The sequence below is a fragment of the Providencia sp. PROV003 genome (genome assembly GCF_045040775.1).
GTDB classification, from domain to species: Bacteria; Pseudomonadota; Gammaproteobacteria; order Enterobacterales; family Enterobacteriaceae; genus Providencia; species Providencia huashanensis.
In genome coordinates, this window is the sequence record NZ_CP096369.1 from 2,105,200 (window position 1) to 2,129,148 (window position 23,949).

Genomic DNA, 23,949 nt, shown 5'->3' on the forward strand with positions numbered 1-23,949 from the left:
TGTACCTAGTTAACTTAAAAGAGGGTTAGATATGATTGAACAACTGACCACAAATAATCTGCATTTAGGGTGTCAGGCCAGAAATAAAGCTGAAGTATTAAAGATGGTAGGTACCGAGTTTAAAAATAAAGGCTACGTAGATAGGGACTGTGTCCATTTTCTAACTGAAAGAGAGCAGCAAATCTCGACTTTTTTAGGCAATGGTATCACTCTGCCACATTTACCTAAATCAGCGAATGACATCATCTTACATACGGGAGTGGAAATTTTTCAATTCCCTGATGGGGTGATTTGGGATAGAACCAATGTGATGTTCATTGCCATCGGTGTGATTGCTAAATCAAGGGAGCATATTGATGTACTCAAAGAGATTGCATTGATTTTCAGTGATGAGTTTATTGCTAATGCATTATCTTTAACGTCGAGTAAAGAAGAATTTCTCAGTATTTTACATCGCTAATTATACTGTTTTCATCTTAAACCGTTATGAGAACAATAACATACTCATGACGGTTTTTTATATTCACTGAAAAAGTAACAATAGGGACAATATTGGGAAGATAGTCGCTCTTTTTATAAAATGATATTGCTCCTTTACCTTAATTGATAGGAAGTCATTGATGTCATTTCATATACCAACTAACTAAGTTAATGTACACCTAGAACAAACCAGCGATGATAACTTACGAGCCCAAGGAACGGTATGGTCTGCAAACATACAGGGAATAAACACATTGTTTATTTACTTAGCTGTGTAAAACAACAATGAACAACTGAGGTGCAATGTTTCATTTCATTTCATTTTTTGCTTTTTCATTCCATTTTTTATTCTTTTATTTCATCATTTATCTCCGCCTTACCTCTTTAGGTTCCTGAGTAATAGAGTTAATTCTTTATATATTAGCTAATTACATAAAAAATTAACGCTAGATCACACAATGAAACTAATGTTCTTAATTTAATTGAAAATGAAATGAATATTCCGTATAACATTATTATCAACTTCTGAATAAATCAGACCCGCATTGGGTTAGCCAGTGCGCCACTAAAAATGAGCGAGGGGAAGAACAAATGAAGGAAATCCGTATCGGTATGATTGGTACTGGCTATATTGGGCGAGCTCATGCCATTGCTTATGCACAGGCACCTACTGTTTTTCCACTACAAGGAAAATTGGTTCGCGAAATGATTGCCGAGATTACACCAGAGCTAGCTCAAGCTCGGGCTCAAGAAATGGGATTCAATCGTTCAACCAATGATTGGCGCAAACTCGTGGCTGACCCAAATATTGATGTGGTGGATATTTGTTCCCCTAATTTTCTGCATAAAGAAATGGCAATGGAAGCAATTAAACATGGCAAACATGTTTATTGTGAAAAGCCATTAGCGCTTAACTCTGATGATGCAAAAAAAATGGTAGAAGCGGCAAATAAAGCCGGTGTTTTAACCTTGGTGGGTTTTAATTACATGAAAAACCCAACATCACAACTCGCAAAAGAAATTATTGCTAATGGTGAGATTGGTGAGGTTATCCATTTTTATGGTACCCATAATGAAGATTATATGGCAGATCCCAATGCCCCCATTCATTGGCATTGTTTCAAAGAAAAAGCGGGTTTAGGGGCGCTGGGTGACTTATCTGCACACATTATCAATATGGCACAATTTTTAGTTGGCGATATTGAAACCGTTTGTGGCGACATGGAAATTGTTATTAAACAACGCCCAGAGAAAGAAGGCTCATCTGTGATGGTGCCTGTTGAAAATGAAGACCAAGCACATGCGATGGTACGTTTTTCAAGCGGAGCGATGGGGGTTATCGAAACTTCACGCATTGCAGCTGGACGTAAAATGGGGCTGACCTATGTGGTGACGGGTACTAAAGGGACATTAACCTTCACACAAGAAAGAATGGCTGAACTAAAACTATATCGTCACGACGACCCAAGTAACCGTCAAGGTTTTAAAACAATCTTAGTTGGGCCTGAACATCCAGATTATGCACCGTTTTGTGGTGGTGCAGGCCATGGTATTGGCTTTAACGATCAAAAAACCGTAGAAGTGCGCGATCTCATTAATGGGGTAGCCACAGGCACACCAATGTGGCCTGATTTTGAAGAAGGCTGGAAAGTATCGCGAATTTTAGATGCAATCGCGCGCTCATATGAAGAACAGCGCTGGGTTAAAGTCAAAGAAATCAATTGATTCTGTTGTAGTTAAGGGGTGATTAATGGATAAGCAGAAGAAGTTAGATGTTATCTGTATGGGCCGTATTGCCGTTGACCTGTACGGACAACAGATAGGTTCTCGTTTAGAAGATATGAGTACATTTGCCAAATATTTAGGTGGCTCTTCGGGGAATGTGGCATTTGGAACTGCGATACAAGGATTAAGGTCATCAATGCTTGCCCGTGTTGGTGATGAGCATATGGGCCGTTTTTTACGTGAGGAATTAAAGCGTGTAGGGTGCGATACCAGTCATCTTATTACTGATAAAGATAGATTAACGGCATTGGTAATATTAGGGATCAAAGATCAAGACACTTTTCCATTGATTTTCTATCGTGATAATTGTGCTGATATGGCAATTAGTCCAGACGATTTTACGGAAGAATATATTGCATCCTCTCGTTGTCTGGCAATTACAGGGACGCATTTATCTAACCCTAAAACCCGTGCCGCTGTGCTAAAAGCATTGGAATATGCCAAACGTAATGATGTAAAAACTGCCATTGATATAGATTATCGCCCAGTCTTATGGGGGCTAACTTCCTTAGGTGATGGTGAAACGCGTTTTATTGCTTCTCAAAGCGTAACTCAGCAATTACAAGACGTGTTGTCACTGTTTGATCTGATTGTCGGAACCGAAGAAGAGTTTCATATTGCCGGTGGGACAACGGATACTGTTCAAGCCCTTAAAAATATTCGTCAATTAACAAATGCTGAACTAGTGTGTAAACGCGGTTCTTTAGGGTGCTCAGTGTTCAGTGGTGAGATCCCAGAGACCTTAGACGAAGGGATTACAGTACATGGCGTGAGGGTGGAAGTCCTTAATGTATTAGGTGCAGGTGATGCCTTCATGTCTGGTCTATTACGCGGTTATTTGAATGGAGATGGTTGGGAAAAAGCCTGCGCTTTTGCTAACGCATGTGGGGCATTAGTTGTTTCGCGCCACGGTTGTGCGCCCGCGATGCCAACGAAAGTTGAACTGGATAACTACCTTGAGCGCGCTGCGGCTGTACCGCGTCCTGATCTCGACCCGATGCTTAATCACTTGCACCGAGTGACATCACGTAGCACTCAGTGGGATGAATTATGTGTAATGGCGTTTGACCATCGGATCCAATTTGTCGATATGGCACGTAATGCAGGTGCAGATATTTCATGTATCCCTTATTTGAAAAAATTGATTTTCCGTGCCAGCCGTGAAGTAGCTGAAGAGGCAAACTTACAGGGTAAAGCAGGTTTATTGTGTGATAGCACTTTTGGTCAGGATGTTTTGAATGATGTGACAGGGCGTGGTTGGTGGATAGGGCGACCCATTGAGCTACCAGCGTCCAGACCACTATGTTTAGAGCATGGCAATATTGGTTCGCAGCTGATTAGCTGGCCGAAAGAGCATATCGTGAAATGCTTAGTATTTTTCCACCCTGAAGATAATCATCCGCTGCGTTTAGAGCAAGAGAAAACCGTTCAAGAGGTGTATAGCGCATGCTGCCAATCAGGCCATGAATTATTACTGGAAGTAATATTACCAGCTGATATGGAGCGTAATGATGAGCTGTATTTACGAGCCATTAAACGTTTTTATAACTTAGGCATCAAGCCAGACTGGTGGAAATTACCACCGCTACAGGCAGAAAATTGGGATGAGGTTGATGCATTGGTCCAAGAGCGTGACCCTTATTGTCGTGGTGTTGTATTACTAGGGCTTGATGCGCCACAAGCAGAATTACAAGCGGGCTTTAATGCCGCTGCTGGGAAGTCAATCGTAAAAGGATTTGCCGTTGGTCGTACTTTATTTGGTAAGCCTTCTTATGAGTGGATGAAAGGTGAAATCAATGACGACGAGCTGGTTCAGAAAATAAAAAGCAATTACTTAAATCTGATCGCCTTATGGCGTCAGCGTAAATAATATTACTCTTACCTACACAGGAGCTTCATCATGGCAATCCAACTTGGTATTAACCCTTTGACATGGACCAATGATGATTTACCCACTTTAGGGGCAGAAACGTCTCTAGAAACATGTTTAACTGAAGGTCGTCAAGCAGGGTTTGCTGGTTTTGAGTTAGGAAATAAGTTTCCACGTAAAGCGGAAATCTTAGGGCCAATTTTAAAACAGCATGATTTACAACTGGTTTCAGGCTGGTATTCGGGTGAATTGTTGACTCGCAGCGTGGAAGAGGAAATTGAAGCGGTACAAGGTCACTTAGCATTACTGCGTGATTTAGGCGCGAAAGTGATGGTATTTGCCGAAGTGACTCACTGTATTCATGGCGATCAAAATAAACCCGTTCATATGCGACCACTATTTCCAAATGACCAATGGGAAGAATACGGCAGGAAGCTGACTGAGTTTGCGAAATATACCTTATCTCAAGGGGTTAAAATCGCCTATCACCACCATATGGGGACGGTTATCGAGTCAGCAGAAGATGTTGATAACCTGATGAAACATACCGGTGATGAAGTAGGCTTATTACTGGATACAGGGCACTTAACATTTGCAGGTGCGGACCCAGTAGAAGTCGCTAAACGTTGGGCAAAACGAATTAATCATGTGCATTGCAAAGATGTGCGTGCAGATGTATTAAAAGATGTTAAAAACCGCAAAACAAGTTTCTTAGATGCAGTATTAGCTGGGGTGTTTACAGTACCCGGTGATGGCTGTGTTAACTACCCAGAAGTCTTTAAAGTATTAAAAAATAGCCAATACGAAAATGGTTGGTTAGTGGTAGAAGCGGAGCAAGACCCAGCGATTGCCCACCCGTTGACTTACGCGACACTGGGCTATAACAATTTACATAGGTTAGCCAAAGAAGCCGGGCTAATCTAAATCGTCGTCATATTTCAGTCTGTGGCGTTGTTGGCTGCACTCGACCACACAGGTCACATACTTATGTATGCTCCCTGCGTTGCTCTTGTTTGCCGCCTAGCCACAAACTGAACTATTTAGACGATTAGGCATTATATTTCAGTCTGAGGCTCTGAGGTGTTGGTGGTTGGACTCGACCACACAGGTCACATACTTATGTATGCCCCTGCGTTGCTCTTGTTTGCCGCCTAGCCACAAACTGAACTATTTAGACGATTAGGCATTATATTTCAGTCTGAGGCTCTGAGGTGTTGGTGGTTGGACTCGACCACACAGGTCACATACTTATGTATGCTCCCTGCGTTGCTCTTGTTTGCCGCCTAGCCACAAACTGAACTATTTAGACGATTAGGCATTATATTTCAGTCTGAGGCTCTGAGGTGTTGGTGGTTGGACTCGACCACACAGGTCACATACTTATGTATGCTCCCTGCGTTGCTCTTGTTTGCCGCCTAGCCACAAACTGAACTATTTAGACGATTAGGCATTATATTTCAGTCTGAGGCTCTGAGGTGTTGGTGGTTGGACTCGACCACACAGGTCACATACTTATGTATGCTCCCTGCGTTGCTCTTGTTTGCCGCCTAGCCACAAACTGAACTATTTAGACGATTAGATATTAATTTCAGTCTGAGGCTCTGAGGTGTTGGTGGTTGGACTCGACCACACAGGTCACATACTTATGTATGCTCCCTGCGTTGCTCTTGTTTGCCGCCTAGCCACAAACTGAACTATTTAGACGATTAGGCATTATATTTCAGTCTGAGGCTCTGAGGTGTTGGTGGTTGGACTCGACCACACAGGTCACATACTTATGTATGCTCCCTGAGTTGCTCTTGTTTGCCGCCTAGCCACAAACTGAACTATTTAGTGTATTTAGAGCGAAAGGCTCAAAAGAATTAAAAAGTTAGATGGCTGTATTTTGAGTGATGGCCACAGGTCAATAAAACAGATTGCAGGTGTTAGTAGGCAATCTTAAAGTGTCAGAGGAAAATTATGTCAAAATTACTGTCGAAATATCATGCTCCAGATGCACATAAGCGAACTCAGCATATCACTCCGAAAATCGCTAACTGGGGATATGTTCACTTTGATGTTTATGAATTAAAACAAGGTGAGTCGATTTCTTTACCCGCTTGTGAAAATGAAATGTGCTTAGTGCTAGTGGCAGGTAAAGCGACGATTAAAACGCCAAATCAAACATTTGATAATATTGGCGACCGCATGGACCCTTTTGAACGTAAAAAACCATATGCAGTTTATGTCACAGCCCAAGAGTTTGCTGAAGTTAAAGCTGAAACAGCATTGGAACTCGCAGTTTGCAGTGCAAAAGGAAAGGGCACTTACCCAACTCGCTTAATTGGCCCTGATGATATTGGGGCAGAGCAACGGGGTTATGGCAACAATAAACGCTATGTACATAATATTTTACCCGATGATAAAGCGGCAGATAGCTTGTTAGTGGTGGAAGTTTATACGGATGAAGGCTGTACTAGTTCCTATCCAAGCCACAAGCATGATACTGATAACGAGCCAAATGAAACGTATTTGGAAGAAACCTATTATCACCGATTAAATCCATCTCAAGGTTTTTGTATGCAGCGTGTTTATACAGATGATCGTGAATTAGACGAGTGTATGGCGGTGTATAACAAAGATGTGGTTATGGTGCCAAAAGGGTATCACCCAATGGCAACAATGGCAGGTTATGACAACTATTACCTTAATGTGATGGCTGGCCCAACACGTAAATGGTTATTTACGTGGGAAAAAGACCACAATTGGGTTAATAGTGAGATTTATGCAGCAAAACATCGTGAAAAGTAAGTGAAAGTTATATGTGAATTAAGTTAAGTAAACACCAAATCTGTTATCAATTTTGCCGGTAAGTATATAGTTACCGGCTTTTTTATTTAATTTAATATGCAACGGTAAACTGTTGGCGAATAAATTGTGCATGTTCAGCTTCATCAAGGATGGCGACAGCGAGATCTTCAACGGAAATCTTTGCGGGGTGTTGGCCATTCATGAGTAACTGGCTCCCACCTAAACGGAATGTTTCGGTTCTTTCTCCTGGTTCAAGTACCGCAGCAGGGGAAACATAGGTCCAATCAAGAGAATCGATAGATTGTAAGTGGCTTTTGAGTTCCCTCATGGCTTGAGCCCCAGGTTTTATTTCAGTTGGGAAATTAGGAGAATCAATTAAATCAACACCCGAAGAGGTTTTTAAACTCCCCGCACCACCGACAACGATAAACCGTTTTACCATTGATTTTTGTACAGCTTGTAAAATTGCTTGGTTACCTGCCACGGTATCTTGATATAAATTTGGGTTTTGCCAGCCACCATTAAAAGCACTAATGACGACATCTTGCCCTTTGAGCCGAGAAGTTAACCAAGCAACATCGGTGATATCACCAGATGCGGTAATTAAATACGCATGTTGAGACAATTGGTTGCTGTGACGAGAAATAGCCGTGACTTGATGATGACGGAGTAACGCCTCAGCTACGATGGCCTTACCCACAAACCCTGTTGCGCCAATGATGGATATTTTCATTTTGAGCCTCGCGTTACTTGAATGTGAAATGCATCAATAATGATCCCAAAATTACTGACTTGAGTGTTTTTTATCCTTATCAAAGTATAGAACAGACTTATTCATTACGTAATCTAGTTAGTTTTTATTTCGTGAAGTACCCTAGAGATTCGACAAAACTTAACAATGCTTGTTTTTTGAGGATTTATTCCCCTTAGTTATTTTTCTTGCCTGAATAATTTTAAAATAACACTTGTCATAATAGCGATAGCACCTCCTAAGGCGGTCTCTAAGACTCGGTCAAATAATAATTCATAGGTAGGGTGTCGCCAATAAATGACTTGTTCAAGAACGGATAAAATTAAACTGGTAACGACAAAAGTCATGAAAGTGTAGCCATGATGAAAGCTCATAGGCATGAGAAATGCGAACACCACCATTGCAAATAAGCCAATATAAGGCATCAGAGGGGTGTTAAATAAAAGGTACAGTAAAAGTACGGAAATAAGGCTCCCTAAAACGCGTTGCCCTGTAATATGAATGATACCCTTAGTTTTGGGGTGTAAAACAAATACAAATGTGAGCAATGTCCAATAAAAATGACCTAGGTCGAGCATTCTAGGAATGGCTAATGTTAATAAAAGCCCCACAGCATAAGTCATGGAACGCGGGATAATATTCTTATGTAATGTGAATAAATTTTTCTCAACCAGTGCACCGGTAATAATGCTATGTCGTGTCATTTTGTGGCTTAAGGTATAGTAAGTTACTAAAGTAACACCGCTTCCAATAATAAAGCCCAACGCTAAGCTTCTAGAAATATCAGGTAAAATTGTCCCTATGGTTGACATGATAATCATAAATTTCATGGTTAAATCCATCACAGGGTCAGTGCCATATAACTGATAATAAATAAAAGAAAACACGAAGAGATAAACATAAAACGCCATGCTTAATCGCAGGGTATCACCTATAAATATGGCGACTAAAATCATCAATAGCCAAAAAGCGGTATAGGCATAATTTTTATACTCTTTTGCAGCATTGAACAGATTAAAAGAATAAAGTGTGGAAAATGCTGCCCACATAGCTGCTTGCGCATCTAAAATCAGATAGGCCGCGACTGCACTAAACAACATGCAGCTGGTAAAAAGGAACCCATCGTAAATAGCAGGGATGTTTCTCATAATACGACGCTCATAAATAGAAGCTTAACTTATTAATTATTAAGGTAATTAGATAGCAATCTCATTGATGTTTCAAGGATAGAAAACAATATCTGGCTAGATTGTTAATTAATGGCACGATATTCATGGTTAAAAGGTAAATTCTGTTTTTATGCAGTAAAAAAGGCATAATAGAAGGAGCATTCATAGCAATCATAAAGGTAATAAAATGCAAATAATTAATCCGCATGATTTTGTTTGGGTCGGCAATGATAATGATGTTGCGGTAGAATCGCTTCCTGAATGGGTTGCCTCACAGTGGAATAGTAAGCTGCCACTGACCGTTTATAGAGATAAAGCGGACAATAATAAATTGACGGTCGCAATTCGGGGAATTAAACCACATCAACGCGTCACGACTCAAATTGAGAAATCAGCGATAACCCATATTATGAATGTAGAGTCTTTGGTAGCAAATTCAGTTGAATTACAACGCTCTATGTTTATCGCGTTACCACCTGTTCAGGTGTTATGGATAATCTCACAGGATAAATGGCCTTGGCAGTGGGGCGTCACGGGGAGTTGTGCCTATACCTTGGCAACCGATATTCAAAGTATGTTATCTGACTGTGACCTTGATGTAGTTATTCGTTGTTCAACTCCTCAACAAAAAGAAGATTTTGCCGAATTCGCCATTAAAGCAAATACCCCGTATTGCCCAATTGATATTCACATTGAAACCCCAAAAGGGGGCTTTTCGTTAGCGGAATGGTTTAAAAACGACCAAGTTACATTACATACTCCTACAGGCGATGTAATGACTGCTAACCCTTGGGATGAAAGATTGTAATCTTTTATTTATAAAATAGGGGTAATGGCTTGAATATTAATCAGATTGGTTAATATTTAATTTTGATGTTCGTGCAGGTGATTTTTTCCTAATCAATAAATTAGGGGGCAATACAACTAAGCGCCCCTATCTTATCGGTTAGTGGTCGATATTCGGTTCATGTAGACTTGCTTCGTGCCATTCTTTCATTGCCGGTAAATCTAAAACGCGGGCTACCCAATGTTGTGCTGCTGGGCTTATTGGTAACTGATAGCTACGGATGCGAAAGGCTACAGGTGCGAAGAAAGCATCAACAACGCTAAACTCATTGCCCGCAAGCCATGGCCCGCCGAATTGATTCAACCCATCTTGCCATAATTGCTGAAGGCGGTTTAGGTCCGTTTGTAATTCGGAAGAAATCGTCGCTGTAGTTGCTTTGAACGCAACATTCATTGGGCATTGTTGGCGTAGATAAGTAAACCCAGAATGCATTTCTGCACTAGCGCTGCGAGCCCAAGCTCTTGCTTTGTTATCTTTTGGCCATACTTGAGGGTGCGTTTCAGCGATGTATTCACAAATAGCGAGAGAATCCCAAACAGTGAGTTTGTCATCAACTAAACAAGGTACTAAGCCCGTTGGGGAGAAACGACTAAATTTGTTATGGCTACTTTTACCATTTTCAAAAAAACACAGATTTTCTTCAAACGGGATTTGCAATACTTTTAATAAAACCCAAGGACGTAAAGACCACGAAGAGTAATTTTTATTCGCTATCCAAAGTTTATACATAGAGTCTAACCTGCTAGTTAATTAAAAATGTAAAAATGGAGAATACCAATGTAAAAGGAAAATGCCTGACCGACAAATTTTATTTTTATGAGAAAAGGTTATATCTATTTGCTATAAGGTAGAATAAATTGAAATTAACCAAAATGGAAATATAATTATCCAGTTACGATTGCTTACAAAACTGGAAGAATCTTTATTCAACTTTTACTATTAAATATAGACAAAACAAAATAGTAAACTATTTTTAATTATGTTGATTGTATTTGAATATCTACAACAAATTATTTGTTTAACTTAGGGATAGGAATAATATTAGTTTCACCTTATGATTATTACGGCTTAGTTAATACGATATCACCTTCACCTCTAAATGGTTTTTTATCATGCAATGGAAAAATAGTGCAACCCGTTATGGGCATATCTCGTTGCTCGTGCATTGGTTGGTCGCAATAGTCGTATATGGAATGTTTGCTTTAGGTTTATGGATGGTGACACTGGGATATTATGACAGTTGGTACCACCAAGCTCCTGAGATACATAAGAGTATAGGAATATTATTATTTATTGTTATGGCATTTCGTGTGATTTGGCGATTTATTTCTCCCCCACCGAAACCATTAGCAAGTTATAGCAAATTAACGAGAGCAAGCTCTTTGATTGCACAGGTGCTGATTTATATTATTTTATTCAGTATTTTGATTAGCGGTTATTTAATTTCGACTGCTGATGGACAGCCTATTAGTGTATTTGGCTGGTTTGAAGTACCCGCAATATTTACTGGCGCTGCAACACAAGCGGATACCGCAGGTGAAATTCACTTATATTTAGCTTGGGCTGTAGTTTTATTGTCAGTTTTACATGCTTTTGCTGCTTTTAAACATCACTTTTTTGATCGTGATATTACATTAAAAAGAATGTTGGGTTTTAATCCCGATAAGTAACGTGGAGATAATTATGTTGAAGAAAACGGTTCTTGGTCTGGCTACTGGTGCTTTATTTTTAACCGCAGGTTCTGCATTAGCAGAAACATATCAATTTGATAAGCAAGGCCAACATGCGTTTATTGAATTCCGTATTCAGCATTTAGGATATAGCTGGGTATATGGTAGCTTTAAAGATTTTGATGGCAATTTCACTTATGATGCAAAAGACCCATCAAAAGATAAAGTAGAAGTCACGATTAAAACGGGAAGCATTGATACTAACCATGCAGAGCGTGATAAGCATTTACGCAGCGCAGACTTTTTAAATGCAGCTAAATTCCCTGAAGCGAAATTCGTTTCAACAGAAGTGAAAAAAGACGGTGAAACTTATAAAATTACAGGTGATTTTACTTTAAATGGTGTGACAAAACCAATTACCTTAGATGCAAAACTGATGGGTGAAGGTAAAGACCCATGGGGTGGATATCGCGCAGGTTTTGAAGCCCAAGGTAATATTAAATTGAAAGAATTTAATATTAAATCTGATTTAGGGCCTAAATCTCAAGAAGCACAACTGCTGATTTCTGTTGAAGGCGTTCAAACTAAATAAGTTTTATTATTCAAAACCTTCGGGCTGCTAAGCTCCGGAGGTTTTTTATTTTATGAATAACTAAATTATTTTCTGTACTAAATCCCTCTTATCTTTATTTCGCAATTTCCTTTATTCCTATAGCTAGACAGCTTCGATGCAAGCTAAAATAGTAGGCATAGGACGTTATCGTCTTGAACACTATTATTTGGTGTATGGCAATATATCTCATTGTTTAGGTGATATAGGCAAGTTTGACGGCATTTGTGGTGATCCGTTTTATAGAGAAAAGGCAGGGCAATTTTGAAAACAAATAACTCACGTAAAACCGCATTAATTGTATGCATTATTTTTATTGCATTTGCGCTCGGTTTTTATTGGTTAAGTAAAGATAATGACGTGTTATCAACTGAAAATAATAGTGCTATTCATTCAGAAGCACTTGCTCAAGTTGAAAAAGAATTGCCGATAATTGCCACAGTAAAGAAAATAAGCCCTGAGACCTACCAAAGTTTTGAGCACCTTATTACACAATATGACCCGACGAATGAAGACCTGCGTCGTCAATTATTTGATCAGGTTGTTGGCAGCGTAATGAAACTGGTGCTGGAGCGTATGGAATACGCCTCTGATGATTCTGTTATTAATTTCACCAGTAAAGTGAATGATTATCTTAAAATCTTATTAGAAGAAGACCCAACAGGGCAAACATGTTTTTATTCTCTTTTCCCACATTTAAGAGAGACGGCGGAAATTATCCCACCCCAAAAAAGCCAAGTAGTATTATTAAAGCAAATTCAAGCAACGAATGAACTGTTAATTTCGAGTGAAGCGGGTACGAAGCAAGCTTTAATGTCACCTGCTGAATATACTGAGATGTTGACTAAACTAGCCAGCGAACTTTCTACAAAATATGGTGCAGATACAGCAATTCTTGGCAATTTACAAGCGGGTAAAAAATCGCCTGCATTAGCTTGTCGTATTTCGATTAGCTTCTATGATGAAATATTAGCTATCCCAGATAACAAACAAAAAGCAGCATTATTACGTTCTTTGTTTTCTTCAGTAAATAACTAGTTTTTTCACTGTAAAAAATGGCACTGATACAAAGAAGTGCCATTAACGTTTATCATTTATTGTATTTCTTACTATATCCATATCTCATTTTATTTTTTATCTAGTAAGACTAAATAATATCCATCTGTATACTATGCTTATAGTACGTTAATTTGATTATTTTGGAGATGGCATGCAGTTTGTTAAAAAAAGCATCGTAGCACTAGCGACAATCGCAGCAATATCAATGCCTATTATGGTGAGCCAAGCATGTACTCGGGTACTTTACTTGGGTGACAACGAGCAAATCATGACTGGTAGAACAATGGATTGGAAATACGATATTGGTACCAATCTTTGGGTTTTCCCTCGGGGAATGGAGCGTAATGGGGTTGCTGGGCCAAATTCTCTACAATGGAAGTCAAAATACGGTAGCGTGATCGCTTCAGGTTATGATATTTCGACGACTGATGGGGTCAATGAAAAAGGCTTAGTAGCAAATCTCTTGTGGCTAGCGGAATCAAAATACCCTCAAGTGGACGATAAACAACCTGCATTGTCTATTTCATTGTGGGCACAGTATGTTTTAGATAACTATGCAACGGTCGAAGAAGCGGTTGCTGATTTAGAAAAAAATCCGCTAGTCGTCGCTACTGATAATGTGCCAGGGCAAGATCGTTTGGCGACCTTACATTTATCTTTATCAGATGCTAGTGGCGATAGCGCTATTATTGAATATATCGATGGTAAGCAAGTTATTCATCACAATCGAAAATATCAAGTGATGACTAATTCACCAATTTATGAAAAGCAATTAGCAATGCAGGAATATTGGCAAGGGATTGGTGGTACAGTGATGTTACCAGGAACTAACCGCTCAGCAGACAGGTTTGCCCGGGCCCAATTCTATATCAATGCCATCCCTCAAAAAACAACAGCTAACAAAGCGGTAGCGAGTGTTTTTAGTGTCGTTCGCAATGTGTCTGTACCATATGGTTTGACATCAGAAAACTCACCAGAGATATCATCAACTCGTTGGCGTACTTTGGTGGATCATAAGCGTCAACTTTACTTTTTCGAGTCCGCATTAACGCCAAATATTTTTTGGACCGATTTAAAGAAAATTGATTTTTCTGCTGAAACAGGGAAAGTCAAAAAGCTTGACTTAGGAGTAGAGCAAAGCAATATCTATTCAGGGGATGCGACCAACAGTTATGTGGTAACAAAACCATTTGAATTCTTAGGGTTAAGTGCTAAGCAATTAGGTTATTAATTATCTATTATTAGGTAATGAATCATAGGGCAACCGCTAGTGCTGACTGGCGGTTGATTTGTATCAAAACCCTGATTGTTTTATTAATGAAAGCTTTGCAGTGTTCAAGCTATCGGTATAAGATGTATTTAAAATGCAACTTATTGGTGATGATATGAATGAACTTGTGTGCTACAAGACCATGCCGGTCTGGAATAAAACCTCTTTACCGCTCATGTTTCAAGAGCGCCATAATACAAAAGAGGATACATACGCCCAGTTAAAGGTATTGAAAGGCTCTCTTGATTTTATCATTTTTAATGAAGATGGCAGCGAACAGCACTTCACCTTTGATGTTCATAACCAGCCGCCAATAATCGAACCACAAATTTGGCATCGTATTTCCAACTGTAGTGATGATATGGAATGCCAACTCGCCTTTTTGTGCCAACCAGAAATTAAATTTTATAAGCAGTATGGTTTAACGATCCCCCATTCAGAAGTTCGGTATTTATGTGAAAATAAATTATCAGCCCCTTGTAAAACGTTGGATTTAGGATCTGGTCGTGGAAGGAACAGTTTTTACCTTGCATTACAAGGTTATGACGTTACTTCCGTCGATATCAATCCGCAACATATTCAAGCGATTGATTTTGTGAAAAAACAAGCAGGTATAGATAATATTCATACTGCTATTTACGATATTAATAGCCATCAAATTCAAGATGATTATCAATTAATTATTTCTACTGTGGTACTGATGTTTTTGCAGCGTGAAAAGATTGCGGATGTGGTGGCGAACATGCAACAGCATACGTTATCAGGTGGTATTAATGTGATTGTCTGTGCTGTTGAAACACCAGATGCTCCATTAGATTTAGTTCCTTTTAAATGTTTCTTGAAGCCAGGCGAATTAAAACATTATTATCAAGACTGGGAAATTTTAAAATATAATGAAAACCCAGGTCATCTGCATCGCACAGATGCACAAGGAAACCGAATTAAGCTTAATTTCGCAACGCTAATTGCAAAAAAAAGATAAAACTATCTGATTGATAAAAAACGGGTTGTTTCAACAACCCGTTTTTTATGGCTAACGTTAAGCAGAAGGGGGGATGGTCGCTTTCGCTGCTGACTCTTCTTTTGCACTACGCTCAAGTGTTTTTTCTAATATAACGGAGTAAAGGGGCCTACCACCTAAAAACTGGGCCATCATAGTGGCACCGATACAAGTAATAATCATAGGCAAGATAAGTTGATAATTATTCGTCATTTCTAAAACTAATACGATACCCGTTAAAGGGGCCCTTACCGTTGCAGCAAATAAAGCCCCCATGCCTGCGATGGCAAAAGTCCCCACTTCTATTTGGTAATGGGGAAATAGTTCGAGTACAGCATAGCCAAAAACACCACCAAATAACGTTCCCAGAGCGAGTAAGGGAGAAAAAATCCCTCCAGGTGCGCCTGAGCTAAAACTAATTGTTGAGGTTAAAAAGCGTAATGCAAAAAAGAGGAATATTAAGGTAATCGTAAATTGTCCTGCAACCATTTGGTGGATCACCGAGTAACCACCGCCAACAATTTCAGGGGTATAAACACCAATAGCACCAAAAGCCCCACCAATCAGCCCTCCCATTAAGACGAAACGAGAGATTTTATTTTGATAAAAGGCGAGAAATTTATCCTGTAAAAATAATAAAAAACGGTTGAAGCAGATCCCTACAATACCAAATAACAGCCCTAAAACTAAATAGAGCCAAAGTGTGTTCATGGGGGCTGAGGAAAATTGCCCGATATTTAATAAGGCGGCTTCCCCATTAATTAGTCTAAAAACAATAGTGGCTGTAACTGCACCTATGAATACAGCTTTAATGGAGATTAAACTGTACTTAAATTGAGGGCGCATCTCTTCAATAATAAATAATATCCCTGCAAGAGGCGCATTAAATGCAGTTGATAAGCCAGCGGCTGCACCCGCAGCTAATAAAGTGTGGCGAGATTCATTATCTTTTAAGCGAAAAATATCATAGAACATCTGGCTAATATTAGCCCCTAATTGGACTGTTGGCCCTTCACGCCCTAATACCATCCCAGAGCCTAGTGTTCCTAAGCCACCAAAAAATTTTACGGGGATGACTCTCCACCATCTAACAGGGCGTAAATCTTGCAGAGCCCCTTCGATTTCGGGGATACCAGAGCCCCCTGATTCAGGGGAAAAACGTTTAACAAGATAATAACCTATCATTGCAAGAATAGCTGAGACAGCAAACATAGTCGGAATAACTAACCATTTATCTATGACTAAGTCGCCAACAGATTGAGTACGGTAGTTACTGATCCAAGTGGTGCCTAACATAAATAGAGAGCCAATAAGCCCAACGGCAGCGCCAATAATTGCGGCTAATAGTAAGATCTTTATGGGAGTCTTATCTGATTCTTTTAACCGTCTAAGTACACCGAAACGATATTTCATTACGGACTTACTTGTTAATTTTTCCTGTGCCATCTTTTTTTGATTCTCTTTTTGTGATTACATAACAATAACTTACATTCATAGTATAGCAAGAGATAAAGTAAACCTTATCATAGGAAAATTATATTGGAATAAATAGTGATTATTTTTCAAAAAATAAAATGAGGGCAGCTTATTCATTCTGAAATAATGAATAAACACTAAGGCCAGCAGCAGATGGTTTATCATACTTCCAGTATTGATAATAGTTCTCATTCATACAAAACATTAATGTAGATCAATAAATGGTTAGATAGCTAACAATTCCACTTTTTTATTCTAATAAAGAGCGTAATCTTAATGTTGTATTTGAAATGCAACTTTAAGAGGCGAATAACATGTACTGTGTGCAATGTGAACAAACAATTAGAACTCCAGCTGGTAATGGCTGTGCATACGCGCAGGGTATGTGCGGTAAAACAGCAGAAACTTCTGACCTACAAGATTTATTAGTTGCTGTATTGCAAAGCTTATCGGCCAGTGCAGTTACGGCTCGTGAACTCGGTATTATCGATCATGATATTGATAGTTTTGCTCCACGCGCATTTTTCTCCACATTAACTAACGTCAATTTTGATTCAGACCGTATTATTGGTTATGCACGCGAAGCTATTTATTTACGTGATAAATTAATTAAACACTGCCAGTCAGTAAATAGTGCTGTGGTATTTAATCACCCCTTGATCCACTTGCAGTTAGCCGGTACCGATATTCCTACCTTACAGGCACAAGCAGCACAATTCTCTTTGGATATCGATAAGGCAGAAGTAGGCGAAGATATCCATGGATTACGCATGTTATGCCTCTATGGCTTAAAAGGGGCTGCGGCCTACATGGAACATGCTCATGTACTAGGCCAATACGATAATGAGGTTTATGGCCAATACCATAACATTATGGCTTGGCTAGGTACGTTGCCATCAGACATGAATGAATTGCTTGATAACTCAATGGCAATTGGTTTGATGAATTTTAAAATCATGGAAATATTAGATGCGGGTGAAACCGGTGAGTTTGGTCATCCAGTGCCAACTGAGGTTAATGTTCGCCCTGTTGCAGGTAAATGTATCTTGATTTCAGGCCATGATTTAAAAGATCTGAAAATGTTACTCGAGCAAACAGAAGGTACAGGGATCAATATTTATACCCATGGTGAAATGTTACCCGCACATGGTTATCCAGAACTGAAAAAATATGCTCATCTCGTCGGTAACTATGGCAGTGGGTGGCAAAACCAGCAAGTTGAATTTGCTAAATTCCCTGGGCCTGTTTTGATGACATCAAACTGTATTATTGACCCTGATGTTGGGCAATATAAAGACAGAATTTGGACGCGCAGCATTGTCGGCTGGCCGGGAGCTAAACACTTAGTTGGTGATGATTTTTCTGACATGATAGCGCAAGCACAATCACTAGCAGGGTTCCCATATACCGAAATTGAACACAAAATCACGGTTGGTTTTGGACGCCAAACTTTATTAGGCGCTGCTGATGCGGTGATTGATTTAGTCGCACAGAAAAAACTGCGTCATGTCTTCTTAGTAGGGGGTTGTGATGGTAGCCGTGGTGAAAGAAGTTACTACACTGATTTTGCACGTAGCGTACCTGAGGACTGCCTGATCCTAACATTAGCGTGTGGTAAGTATCGTTTTAATAAATTGGACTTCGGTACATTAGAAGGTTTACCACGTTTATTGGATGTTGGTCAGTGCAATGATGCTTATTCCGCAATCATGCTGGCGGTCAATCTGTCAGAGAAACTTGGGTGTGGTATCAATGACTTACCACTAAGCTTGATTCTATCTTGGTTTGAACAAAAAGCGATTGTTATTCTATTAACACTATTGGCGCTAGGTGTGAAAAATATTTATACCGGTCCAACAGCCCCAGGTTTCTTAACCGAAAACTTATTAAATGTGTTAAATGAGAAGTTTGGTATGCGTAGCATCACCACGGTAGAGCAAGATCTCGCTGAAATTTTACCTGCATAATTAGTAAGACGACTGAACCCGTTTAAAATACCGATATGAGAGAAGGGGGCTGTGACCCCCTATAAAGGAGTGAAGCAATGACAATGCCAAGCAGTTTATGTCCAAATAGGATGCAAATTCATTCTATTATTCAAGAAACAGCGGATGTTTGGACTATCAATCTTATTAATCACGATTTCTATATGTATTCACCAGGGCAATATGCTTTGGTTAGTATTAAAAATAGTGATGAGGTCATGCGTGCTTATACTCTTTCATCATCACCAGGGCAAAGTCGTTTTATTTCGATTACAGTCAGGCGATTAGCAGATGGTATGGGGTCAAATTGGCTCACACGTTCTGTTAAAGAGGGTGATTACCTTTGGCTTTCAGCCGCTCAAGGGGAATTCACTTGCGCTAATGTAGAAAACCAACAATATTTAATGCTGGCGGCAGGTTGTGGCGTGACGCCGATTATGTCTATGACTCGTTGGCTAATGGCAAATCGTCCTGAGGCAAACGTCAAAGTATTATTCAATGTTCGCGATAACCAACAAGTCATTTTTGCACAAGAATGGCAACAATTAACCCAATTATATCCAGATAGGCTACAGCTGTGTGTAATGGCTGAAACTCCAGATAATGGGGAGGTTGCACAGGGTCGTTTAACCGAAGAAAAACTAAAAGTACTAGTACCCGATATTCATTCACGTATCGTAATGACATGTGGCCCAGTTCCATATATGAAAAATGCGCAGCAATTTGCTGCAAATTTAGGCGTCCCTGCTGAGCAATTCTTTATGGAGCGCTTTTCTACCGAACCAGAGGCTATTGATAGCGAAGATGTTCTGACATTAAAAATTCGTCAGCGTTTAGTGAATTTTAAAGTACCAGTTGGTACCTCTTTATTGTCTGCATTAGAACAAAATAAACAGCCGGTTATCGCGGCGTGCCGTGCAGGTGTCTGTGGTAGTTGTAAAACAAAGGTATTATCAGGAAATTACACCACATCCAGTACGATGACATTGACTGAAGCAGAGATTGCCGAAGGTTATGTTTTAGCCTGTAGCTGCCAATTACAAGGCGACACTGAAATCGAGTAAGGTTATTTAACGTCGTTAGGCTGTCTCATTATAAAAATAATGGGGCAGTGCTACACAATACGAAATAATATAAATTTAACGTACGCATAATAAGGGTTTTTAGTGTTCTATTTTTGGACTATGTATGAAATAAACAGACAATTTACTCAATGTATTAATTGCTGAAACTGCGACTTCTTTATTTGGGTCTTGGCATAAATCTATGATGCGTATGATGGCATCATGATATTCAATTGTTGCTTTAAAATCGCCTAATGCTGAAATTGCTGCGATTTTTATTTCATCATTCACTCTGTATGTTAAATTTGTTAACATACCTACAATTACTTTATCCATAATAAAACTTTCACTGTTAAATAAATTAAAAAATATTCTAAGATAATTCTAATGATATTTAATTCTGAATTGACAGCTAAAAATTATTATTAAGAATTAATAATTCATTTTTTGTTAATATATTCGAATTAAATAGCGCTTTAAGTGTATTTTCTTACTAATTAATTTTTAAATTTGATTGTTGTTGGTTTTAAAAACCACTCAAATAATTAGTGTTAGTAATTTATGATACACCAATAAAGAGTGAGTGGTTTATTTAATAATGCTTGGAGTCATGGGTTTTGATATTTATGCTGTAAGGCAAGGAATAAGGGTGAATTTAATTAATTTTATTAAATTATATCTTTAATGTTATTTTTGTTTTCTTGGTTATTATTGATGTGGTTACTGTTTTATTATAATGTTTTTATAACAAAAACATTATAATTTATTGTTTTTTACAAATTGTTACTTGATGAATTTATATTAAATATAAACTTAAACAAACCCTAAACAATAAGTTTACTATGCGTAAAAAAACGTAGATAGAGACTAGTAATTAATTTATCAATGGGTATAATTCGCGCCGCATCCAAAGTGCAGTATCTCGTTAGGCGAGGCTCCTATACAAACATAGGTTACTGATCTGACGACGTCGAGAGACGCCCAAGATTAGGACAGGATATATCGACCGAAGGTATATCCCCATGTAACTTCCTGCTCAATACAGGATACGTTGTATAGTGCTAAAACCGAGACGAAGAGATAGCTTTTGCATTCTCTCATCTGGTTTCGCCCCTATTTGAGTACTGTTTGAGTAACCAACAGTAATAGGGACTAAAAAAATGACATTCACATCTCAAAACAAAGCGGGAGCAGTTGCAATTGCTCAATCCGCGATGAAAGGCACGCGCCTTAAAAACCACAATACACAGCAGCCTAAAATTGATGACGCAACTGTTAGTGCATATATGAGCCAATCATATCTACCAGTTTCTGTCGCAGATTCAATCGCCTGTGTAAAACAAAACCTTATTGAACACCTTGATGGCGAACAAATTCCGACTTATTTATTTGTTGTTGATAGCGACAATTATTTAAATGGGATTCTTTCAGTTAAATCATTGTTAGCTTCTCCAGAAGATTTATTAGTGTCTGATATTATGCGGCACAATTATTTTTCGGTTGCACCAGAACAATCTCGTCATGATGTCTATGACCTGATTAACCATAGTGGTCTAGATATGATCCCTGTTGTGCAATTTGGCAAATTAATGGGTGTTTTGCGTCCGCAAGATATCGCAGAACTGATTGAAGATGAGAATACACTTGATGCGCAGTTACAAGGCGCAACGACACCGCTTGATGAGCCTTATTTAACGACTAGTCCAGTAACACTGTGGCGTAAACGTGTAGTTTGGTTGTTAATGTTATTTGTCGCTGAAGCCTATACAGGGACAGTATTAAAAGCATTTGAAGAACAACTTGAAGCAGCAATTTCACTTGCGTTCTTTATCCCATTATTGATTGGTACTGGTGGCAACAGCGGTACTCAAATTACGTCAACGCTAGTTCGTGCAATGGCGTTGGGAGAAGTTAGCTTACGTAACCTTGGTGCAGTGCTGAAAAAAGAGGTTTCTACTTCATTTTTAGTTGCTGTCACTATTGGTGGGGCTGCTTTAATTCGTGCTTGGATCTTAGGCGTTGGTCACGAAGTAACGATTGTTGTAAGCTTAACAATTGTCGCTATCACTATGTGGAGTGCGATTGTTTCTTCAATTATACCAATGGTATTAAAGAAACTAAAAGTAGACCCAGCAGTCGTATCGGCACCGTTTATTGCGACTTTTATTGACGGCACAGGTTTGATTATCTACTTCGAAATTGCCAAATTAGTGATGACGGAGTTTGCTTAAGAGACATGTTGAATTTGCTACGGCGGAAGGTTAATTTTCTGCCGTAGCGGCACTAACTTCCTTCGGTTTTAAAATTTCCCCACATCGACGACACAAATATTGGTTTTCACCTCTCATCACTTTGTTATGACGACGTATTGTTAATTCATGGGTTGTTTTACAGGCACAGGTATAATTAAAGGTTTTACTTTTTACTGTTGCGACTGAAAAACGATGAGTACGGTTTGCATCCACTTCTAGCACATGTTGCATCATCCATTTCCATTCTTTGCCATGGGGCGCAATTCCCTGTCGACCGAACACCTTAAAAACCAATAAGTGAGCCAGTTCATGAGGAACAACCTCATCGATGAAAAGATGTGTATTTTCAATTAGTAATATTGGATTAATACGAATTTCCCATTCTTTTAAGTAAGCACTACCAGCTGTTGTGCCGCGTTGTTTGTAATTGAGTTTGGGTTCTGGAAAAGCTTGTTCAAGTTTTTGTTCCGCCAACGCGAGCTTTTCCCGTAGGGTGCTCATGACTCGTTGCTGTAAAAAAATAGGGACTCTAATCGTTTTCATAAGTTAAGGATACGTGAAGGTGAGCAAGGCAAACAAGTAAAATTTGACGATTATTATATAAAAATATATATTATAATAATACATAATAAAGATAACTAACGTGACTATATGAATAATACACCAGAAGAATTGCTTTTTGCGATGAAGCAAGCAGCAACACAAACTGCATCATTATTAAAAACACTGGGGAATCCTGATCGCTTAATCCTACTTTGCCAATTAACACAGGGGGAAGCTTGCGTCAGTGAATTAGAGGAACAACTGGGTATCCAACAGCCCACCTTATCACAACAACTGACTGTGTTACGAAATGAAGGCTTAGTGACAACTCGTCGTGAGGGTAAACGCATTTACTATGCAATAGCAGATGAAAAACTATTCACGCTACTTAATACGTTATATCAACTTTATTGCCCGGCAAAGGAGAACTAACATGGTGATTGATTGGGCTAATTTTACCCCGATATCCGCTGCGATAGGGGGCGTGCTGATTGGGTTGGCAGCGGCAATTTTATTAGTTTTTAACGGACGAATAGCAGGGATTAGCGGCATTTTAGGTGGTTTACTAAGACCGATAAAAGGTGATACGGCATGGAAGGCGGCTTTTATCATTGGATTGATGATTGCCCCGTTGTTATTCACTTGGTTTGCTTATACGCCAGAAGTAAATATTACGGCTAGCGTACCAGTTTTAATTCTAGCAGGTCTATTTGTTGGCTTTGGCACGCGTTTAGGGGGGGGATGTACCAGTGGCCATGGCATTTGCGGTATGTCGAGGTTTTCTCGTCGCTCCATTGTTGCCGTAATTATTTTTATGCTTGTGGCTTTTGTAACCGTAGCGCTTGCTAACCAGTACGGGCTAAGGGGATAAGTGAATGCCAATTATAATTGCACTGATATCAGGAATATTATTTGGTTTAGGTTTGGTGATAGCGGGGATGGGAAACCCGGCTAAAATTCTATCCTTTCTTGATATTACGGGGAATTGGGACCCGTCCTTACTTGTCACAATGGCAGTGGCAATGGTGATTAGTGGGGTTTCCTATGTTTTTATCAAAAGAAAACGAGTAAGTATCCTGAGTTGTCCATTACAAATACCAACTAACCAAATAATTGATAAAAAGCTGATTACGGGCAGCGTGTTATTTGGTGTTGGATGGGGGCTTGCAGGTATTTGCCCAGGACCTGCCTTGCTATTAACAGGAATGGGGGTTACTCAAGGGGTTATATTTACATTAGCTATGATAGCAGGAATGGCAATTTTCCAATTTACACAAAAAAATTAAGCCATTTATATGACGATATTATCGACAATAAAAACCCATCAT

General features: G+C 39.2%; 23 protein-coding genes and 1 riboswitch. Of the genes, 17 read left to right on the forward strand and 6 right to left on the reverse strand.

Annotated elements, in window-relative coordinates:
• Positions 1-31: 31 nt before the first annotated feature.
• The 5 genes from M1F14_RS09530 to iolB all read left to right on the forward strand — a co-directional run bounded on the left by M1F14_RS09530 (position 32) and on the right by iolB (position 6,925).
• Positions 32-460 carry a PTS sugar transporter subunit IIA gene (locus M1F14_RS09530; protein WP_042845189.1) on the forward strand — a complete coding sequence of 143 codons (429 nt, stop codon included), beginning with the start codon at positions 32-34 and terminating at the stop codon, positions 458-460.
• Between the two features lie 611 nt (positions 461-1,071).
• Entirely contained in the window at positions 1,072-2,205 is a 1,134-nt protein-coding gene (locus M1F14_RS09535) for a Gfo/Idh/MocA family protein (protein ID WP_071548299.1), read from the forward strand.
• A 25-nt stretch (positions 2,206-2,230) separates the two neighbouring features.
• A complete protein-coding gene (iolC, locus tag M1F14_RS09540; protein ID WP_042845185.1) occupies positions 2,231-4,135 on the forward strand; it encodes a 5-dehydro-2-deoxygluconokinase in 1,905 nt (634 codons plus the stop codon).
• Positions 4,136-4,165: 30 nt separating this feature from the next.
• Positions 4,166-5,059, forward strand: coding sequence for a myo-inosose-2 dehydratase (iolE, locus tag M1F14_RS09545; RefSeq protein WP_042845183.1), 894 nt, complete (start codon positions 4,166-4,168; stop codon positions 5,057-5,059).
• A 1,035-nt stretch (positions 5,060-6,094) separates the two neighbouring features.
• Positions 6,095-6,925 carry a 5-deoxy-glucuronate isomerase gene (gene iolB / locus M1F14_RS09550; RefSeq protein ID WP_042845181.1) on the forward strand — a complete coding sequence of 277 codons (831 nt, stop codon included), beginning with the start codon at positions 6,095-6,097 and terminating at the stop codon, positions 6,923-6,925.
• A 91-nt stretch (positions 6,926-7,016) separates the two neighbouring features.
• On the opposite strand, the gene M1F14_RS09555 is transcribed toward iolB, so the two are convergent.
• Both M1F14_RS09555 and M1F14_RS09560 read right to left on the reverse strand, forming a co-directional pair.
• Positions 7,017-7,658 carry an NAD(P)-dependent oxidoreductase gene (locus M1F14_RS09555; RefSeq protein WP_048607963.1) on the reverse strand — a complete coding sequence of 214 codons (642 nt, stop codon included), beginning with the start codon at positions 7,656-7,658 and terminating at the stop codon, positions 7,017-7,019.
• 197 nt (positions 7,659-7,855) lie between these two features.
• Positions 7,856-8,824 (reverse strand): FUSC family protein, encoded by a 969-nt coding sequence (locus tag M1F14_RS09560; protein ID WP_042845178.1) that lies wholly within the window; start codon positions 8,822-8,824, stop codon positions 7,856-7,858.
• A 208-nt stretch (positions 8,825-9,032) separates the two neighbouring features.
• Here M1F14_RS09560 and M1F14_RS09565 point away from each other — a divergent pair, with 208 nt between their 5' ends.
• Positions 9,033-9,653: a malonate decarboxylase holo-ACP synthase gene (locus tag M1F14_RS09565; RefSeq protein ID WP_042845176.1), complete on the forward strand. Its 621-nt coding sequence runs from the start codon at positions 9,033-9,035 to the stop codon at positions 9,651-9,653.
• A 138-nt stretch (positions 9,654-9,791) separates the two neighbouring features.
• On the opposite strand, the gene M1F14_RS09570 is transcribed toward M1F14_RS09565, so the two are convergent.
• Complete coding sequence (locus tag M1F14_RS09570; RefSeq protein ID WP_181468675.1) at positions 9,792-10,421, reverse strand: glutathione S-transferase family protein; 630 nt, start codon at positions 10,419-10,421, stop codon at positions 9,792-9,794.
• Positions 10,422-10,804: 383 nt separating this feature from the next.
• On the opposite strand from M1F14_RS09570, the gene M1F14_RS09575 reads away from it, so the two are divergent.
• From M1F14_RS09575 to tehB, 5 genes are all read left to right on the forward strand, one after another.
• Positions 10,805-11,362 (forward strand): cytochrome b, encoded by a 558-nt coding sequence (locus M1F14_RS09575; RefSeq protein WP_042845173.1) that lies wholly within the window; start codon positions 10,805-10,807, stop codon positions 11,360-11,362.
• A gap of 13 nt (positions 11,363-11,375) precedes the next feature.
• Positions 11,376-11,954 carry a YceI family protein gene (locus M1F14_RS09580; RefSeq protein ID WP_042845172.1) on the forward strand — a complete coding sequence of 193 codons (579 nt, stop codon included), beginning with the start codon at positions 11,376-11,378 and terminating at the stop codon, positions 11,952-11,954.
• 282 nt (positions 11,955-12,236) lie between these two features.
• Positions 12,237-13,010 carry a hypothetical protein gene (locus M1F14_RS09585; RefSeq protein WP_042845171.1) on the forward strand — a complete coding sequence of 258 codons (774 nt, stop codon included), beginning with the start codon at positions 12,237-12,239 and terminating at the stop codon, positions 13,008-13,010.
• A gap of 172 nt (positions 13,011-13,182) precedes the next feature.
• Entirely contained in the window at positions 13,183-14,262 is a 1,080-nt protein-coding gene (locus M1F14_RS09590; RefSeq protein WP_048607959.1) for a linear amide C-N hydrolase, read from the forward strand.
• 133 nt (positions 14,263-14,395) lie between these two features.
• A complete protein-coding gene (gene tehB / locus M1F14_RS09595; RefSeq protein ID WP_042845168.1) occupies positions 14,396-15,283 on the forward strand; it encodes an SAM-dependent methyltransferase TehB in 888 nt (295 codons plus the stop codon).
• Positions 15,284-15,340: 57 nt separating this feature from the next.
• Here the strand turns inward: tehB and clcA are convergent, their stop codons facing one another.
• Positions 15,341-16,747 (reverse strand): H(+)/Cl(-) exchange transporter ClcA, encoded by a 1,407-nt coding sequence (gene clcA, locus M1F14_RS09600; RefSeq protein WP_048607958.1) that lies wholly within the window; start codon positions 16,745-16,747, stop codon positions 15,341-15,343.
• A 344-nt stretch (positions 16,748-17,091) separates the two neighbouring features.
• On the opposite strand from clcA, the gene hcp reads away from it, so the two are divergent.
• Both hcp and hcr read left to right on the forward strand, forming a co-directional pair.
• Positions 17,092-18,744 carry a hydroxylamine reductase gene (gene hcp / locus M1F14_RS09605; protein WP_042845165.1) on the forward strand — a complete coding sequence of 551 codons (1,653 nt, stop codon included), beginning with the start codon at positions 17,092-17,094 and terminating at the stop codon, positions 18,742-18,744.
• Between the two features lie 77 nt (positions 18,745-18,821).
• Positions 18,822-19,826 (forward strand): NADH oxidoreductase, encoded by a 1,005-nt coding sequence (hcr, locus tag M1F14_RS09610; RefSeq protein WP_042845164.1) that lies wholly within the window; start codon positions 18,822-18,824, stop codon positions 19,824-19,826.
• Between the two features lie 99 nt (positions 19,827-19,925).
• Here the strand turns inward: hcr and M1F14_RS09615 are convergent, their stop codons facing one another.
• Positions 19,926-20,162 (reverse strand): HEAT repeat domain-containing protein, encoded by a 237-nt coding sequence (locus M1F14_RS09615; RefSeq protein WP_042845162.1) that lies wholly within the window; start codon positions 20,160-20,162, stop codon positions 19,926-19,928.
• Between the two features lie 578 nt (positions 20,163-20,740).
• Positions 20,741-20,913, forward strand: a riboswitch (M-box (ykoK) riboswitch).
• Positions 20,914-20,986: 73 nt separating this feature from the next.
• Here M1F14_RS09615 and M1F14_RS09620 point away from each other — a divergent pair.
• A complete protein-coding gene (locus M1F14_RS09620; protein WP_042845160.1) occupies positions 20,987-22,057 on the forward strand; it encodes a magnesium transporter in 1,071 nt (356 codons plus the stop codon).
• Between the two features lie 30 nt (positions 22,058-22,087).
• Here the strand turns inward: M1F14_RS09620 and M1F14_RS09625 are convergent, their stop codons facing one another.
• Entirely contained in the window at positions 22,088-22,621 is a 534-nt protein-coding gene (locus tag M1F14_RS09625; RefSeq protein ID WP_042845158.1) for a SprT family zinc-dependent metalloprotease, read from the reverse strand.
• A gap of 108 nt (positions 22,622-22,729) precedes the next feature.
• Here M1F14_RS09625 and M1F14_RS09630 point away from each other — a divergent pair, with 108 nt between their 5' ends.
• The 3 genes from M1F14_RS09630 to M1F14_RS09640 are packed head-to-tail and all read left to right on the forward strand — an operon-like array spanning position 22,730 to position 23,907.
• Positions 22,730-23,053, forward strand: coding sequence for a helix-turn-helix transcriptional regulator (locus tag M1F14_RS09630; protein ID WP_042845157.1), 324 nt, complete (start codon positions 22,730-22,732; stop codon positions 23,051-23,053).
• A 1-nt stretch (position 23,054) separates the two neighbouring features.
• Positions 23,055-23,492: a YeeE/YedE family protein gene (locus M1F14_RS09635; RefSeq protein WP_042845155.1), complete on the forward strand. Its 438-nt coding sequence runs from the start codon at positions 23,055-23,057 to the stop codon at positions 23,490-23,492.
• A gap of 4 nt (positions 23,493-23,496) precedes the next feature.
• Entirely contained in the window at positions 23,497-23,907 is a 411-nt protein-coding gene (locus M1F14_RS09640) for a DUF6691 family protein (RefSeq protein WP_042845154.1), read from the forward strand.
• Positions 23,908-23,949 lie beyond the last annotated feature (42 nt).

Excerpts from the sequence above, each read along its gene's own strand:
- M1F14_RS09530 (WP_042845189.1), top strand. The coding sequence starts at position 32 with ATGATTGAACAACTGACCACAAATAATCTGCATTTAGGGTGTCAGGCC.
- M1F14_RS09535 (WP_071548299.1), top strand. The coding sequence starts at position 1,072 with ATGAAGGAAATCCGTATCGGTATGATTGGTACTGGCTATATTGGGCGA.
- iolC (WP_042845185.1), top strand. The coding sequence starts at position 2,231 with ATGGATAAGCAGAAGAAGTTAGATGTTATCTGTATGGGCCGTATTGCC.
- iolE (WP_042845183.1), top strand. The coding sequence starts at position 4,166 with ATGGCAATCCAACTTGGTATTAACCCTTTGACATGGACCAATGATGAT.
- iolB (WP_042845181.1), top strand. The coding sequence starts at position 6,095 with ATGTCAAAATTACTGTCGAAATATCATGCTCCAGATGCACATAAGCGA.
- M1F14_RS09555 (WP_048607963.1), bottom strand. The coding sequence starts at position 7,658 with ATGAAAATATCCATCATTGGCGCAACAGGGTTTGTGGGTAAGGCCATC.
- M1F14_RS09560 (WP_042845178.1), bottom strand. The coding sequence starts at position 8,824 with ATGAGAAACATCCCTGCTATTTACGATGGGTTCCTTTTTACCAGCTGC.
- M1F14_RS09565 (WP_042845176.1), top strand. The coding sequence starts at position 9,033 with ATGCAAATAATTAATCCGCATGATTTTGTTTGGGTCGGCAATGATAAT.
- M1F14_RS09570 (WP_181468675.1), bottom strand. The coding sequence starts at position 10,421 with ATGTATAAACTTTGGATAGCGAATAAAAATTACTCTTCGTGGTCTTTA.
- M1F14_RS09575 (WP_042845173.1), top strand. The coding sequence starts at position 10,805 with ATGCAATGGAAAAATAGTGCAACCCGTTATGGGCATATCTCGTTGCTC.
- M1F14_RS09580 (WP_042845172.1), top strand. The coding sequence starts at position 11,376 with ATGTTGAAGAAAACGGTTCTTGGTCTGGCTACTGGTGCTTTATTTTTA.
- M1F14_RS09590 (WP_048607959.1), top strand. The coding sequence starts at position 13,183 with ATGCAGTTTGTTAAAAAAAGCATCGTAGCACTAGCGACAATCGCAGCA.
- tehB (WP_042845168.1), top strand. The coding sequence starts at position 14,396 with ATGCAACTTATTGGTGATGATATGAATGAACTTGTGTGCTACAAGACC.
- clcA (WP_048607958.1), bottom strand. The coding sequence starts at position 16,747 with ATGGCACAGGAAAAATTAACAAGTAAGTCCGTAATGAAATATCGTTTC.
- hcp (WP_042845165.1), top strand. The coding sequence starts at position 17,092 with ATGTACTGTGTGCAATGTGAACAAACAATTAGAACTCCAGCTGGTAAT.
- hcr (WP_042845164.1), top strand. The coding sequence starts at position 18,822 with ATGACAATGCCAAGCAGTTTATGTCCAAATAGGATGCAAATTCATTCT.
- M1F14_RS09615 (WP_042845162.1), bottom strand. The coding sequence starts at position 20,162 with ATGGATAAAGTAATTGTAGGTATGTTAACAAATTTAACATACAGAGTG.
- M1F14_RS09620 (WP_042845160.1), top strand. The coding sequence starts at position 20,987 with ATGACATTCACATCTCAAAACAAAGCGGGAGCAGTTGCAATTGCTCAA.
- M1F14_RS09625 (WP_042845158.1), bottom strand. The coding sequence starts at position 22,621 with ATGAAAACGATTAGAGTCCCTATTTTTTTACAGCAACGAGTCATGAGC.
- M1F14_RS09630 (WP_042845157.1), top strand. The coding sequence starts at position 22,730 with ATGAATAATACACCAGAAGAATTGCTTTTTGCGATGAAGCAAGCAGCA.
- M1F14_RS09635 (WP_042845155.1), top strand. The coding sequence starts at position 23,055 with ATGGTGATTGATTGGGCTAATTTTACCCCGATATCCGCTGCGATAGGG.
- M1F14_RS09640 (WP_042845154.1), top strand. The coding sequence starts at position 23,497 with ATGCCAATTATAATTGCACTGATATCAGGAATATTATTTGGTTTAGGT.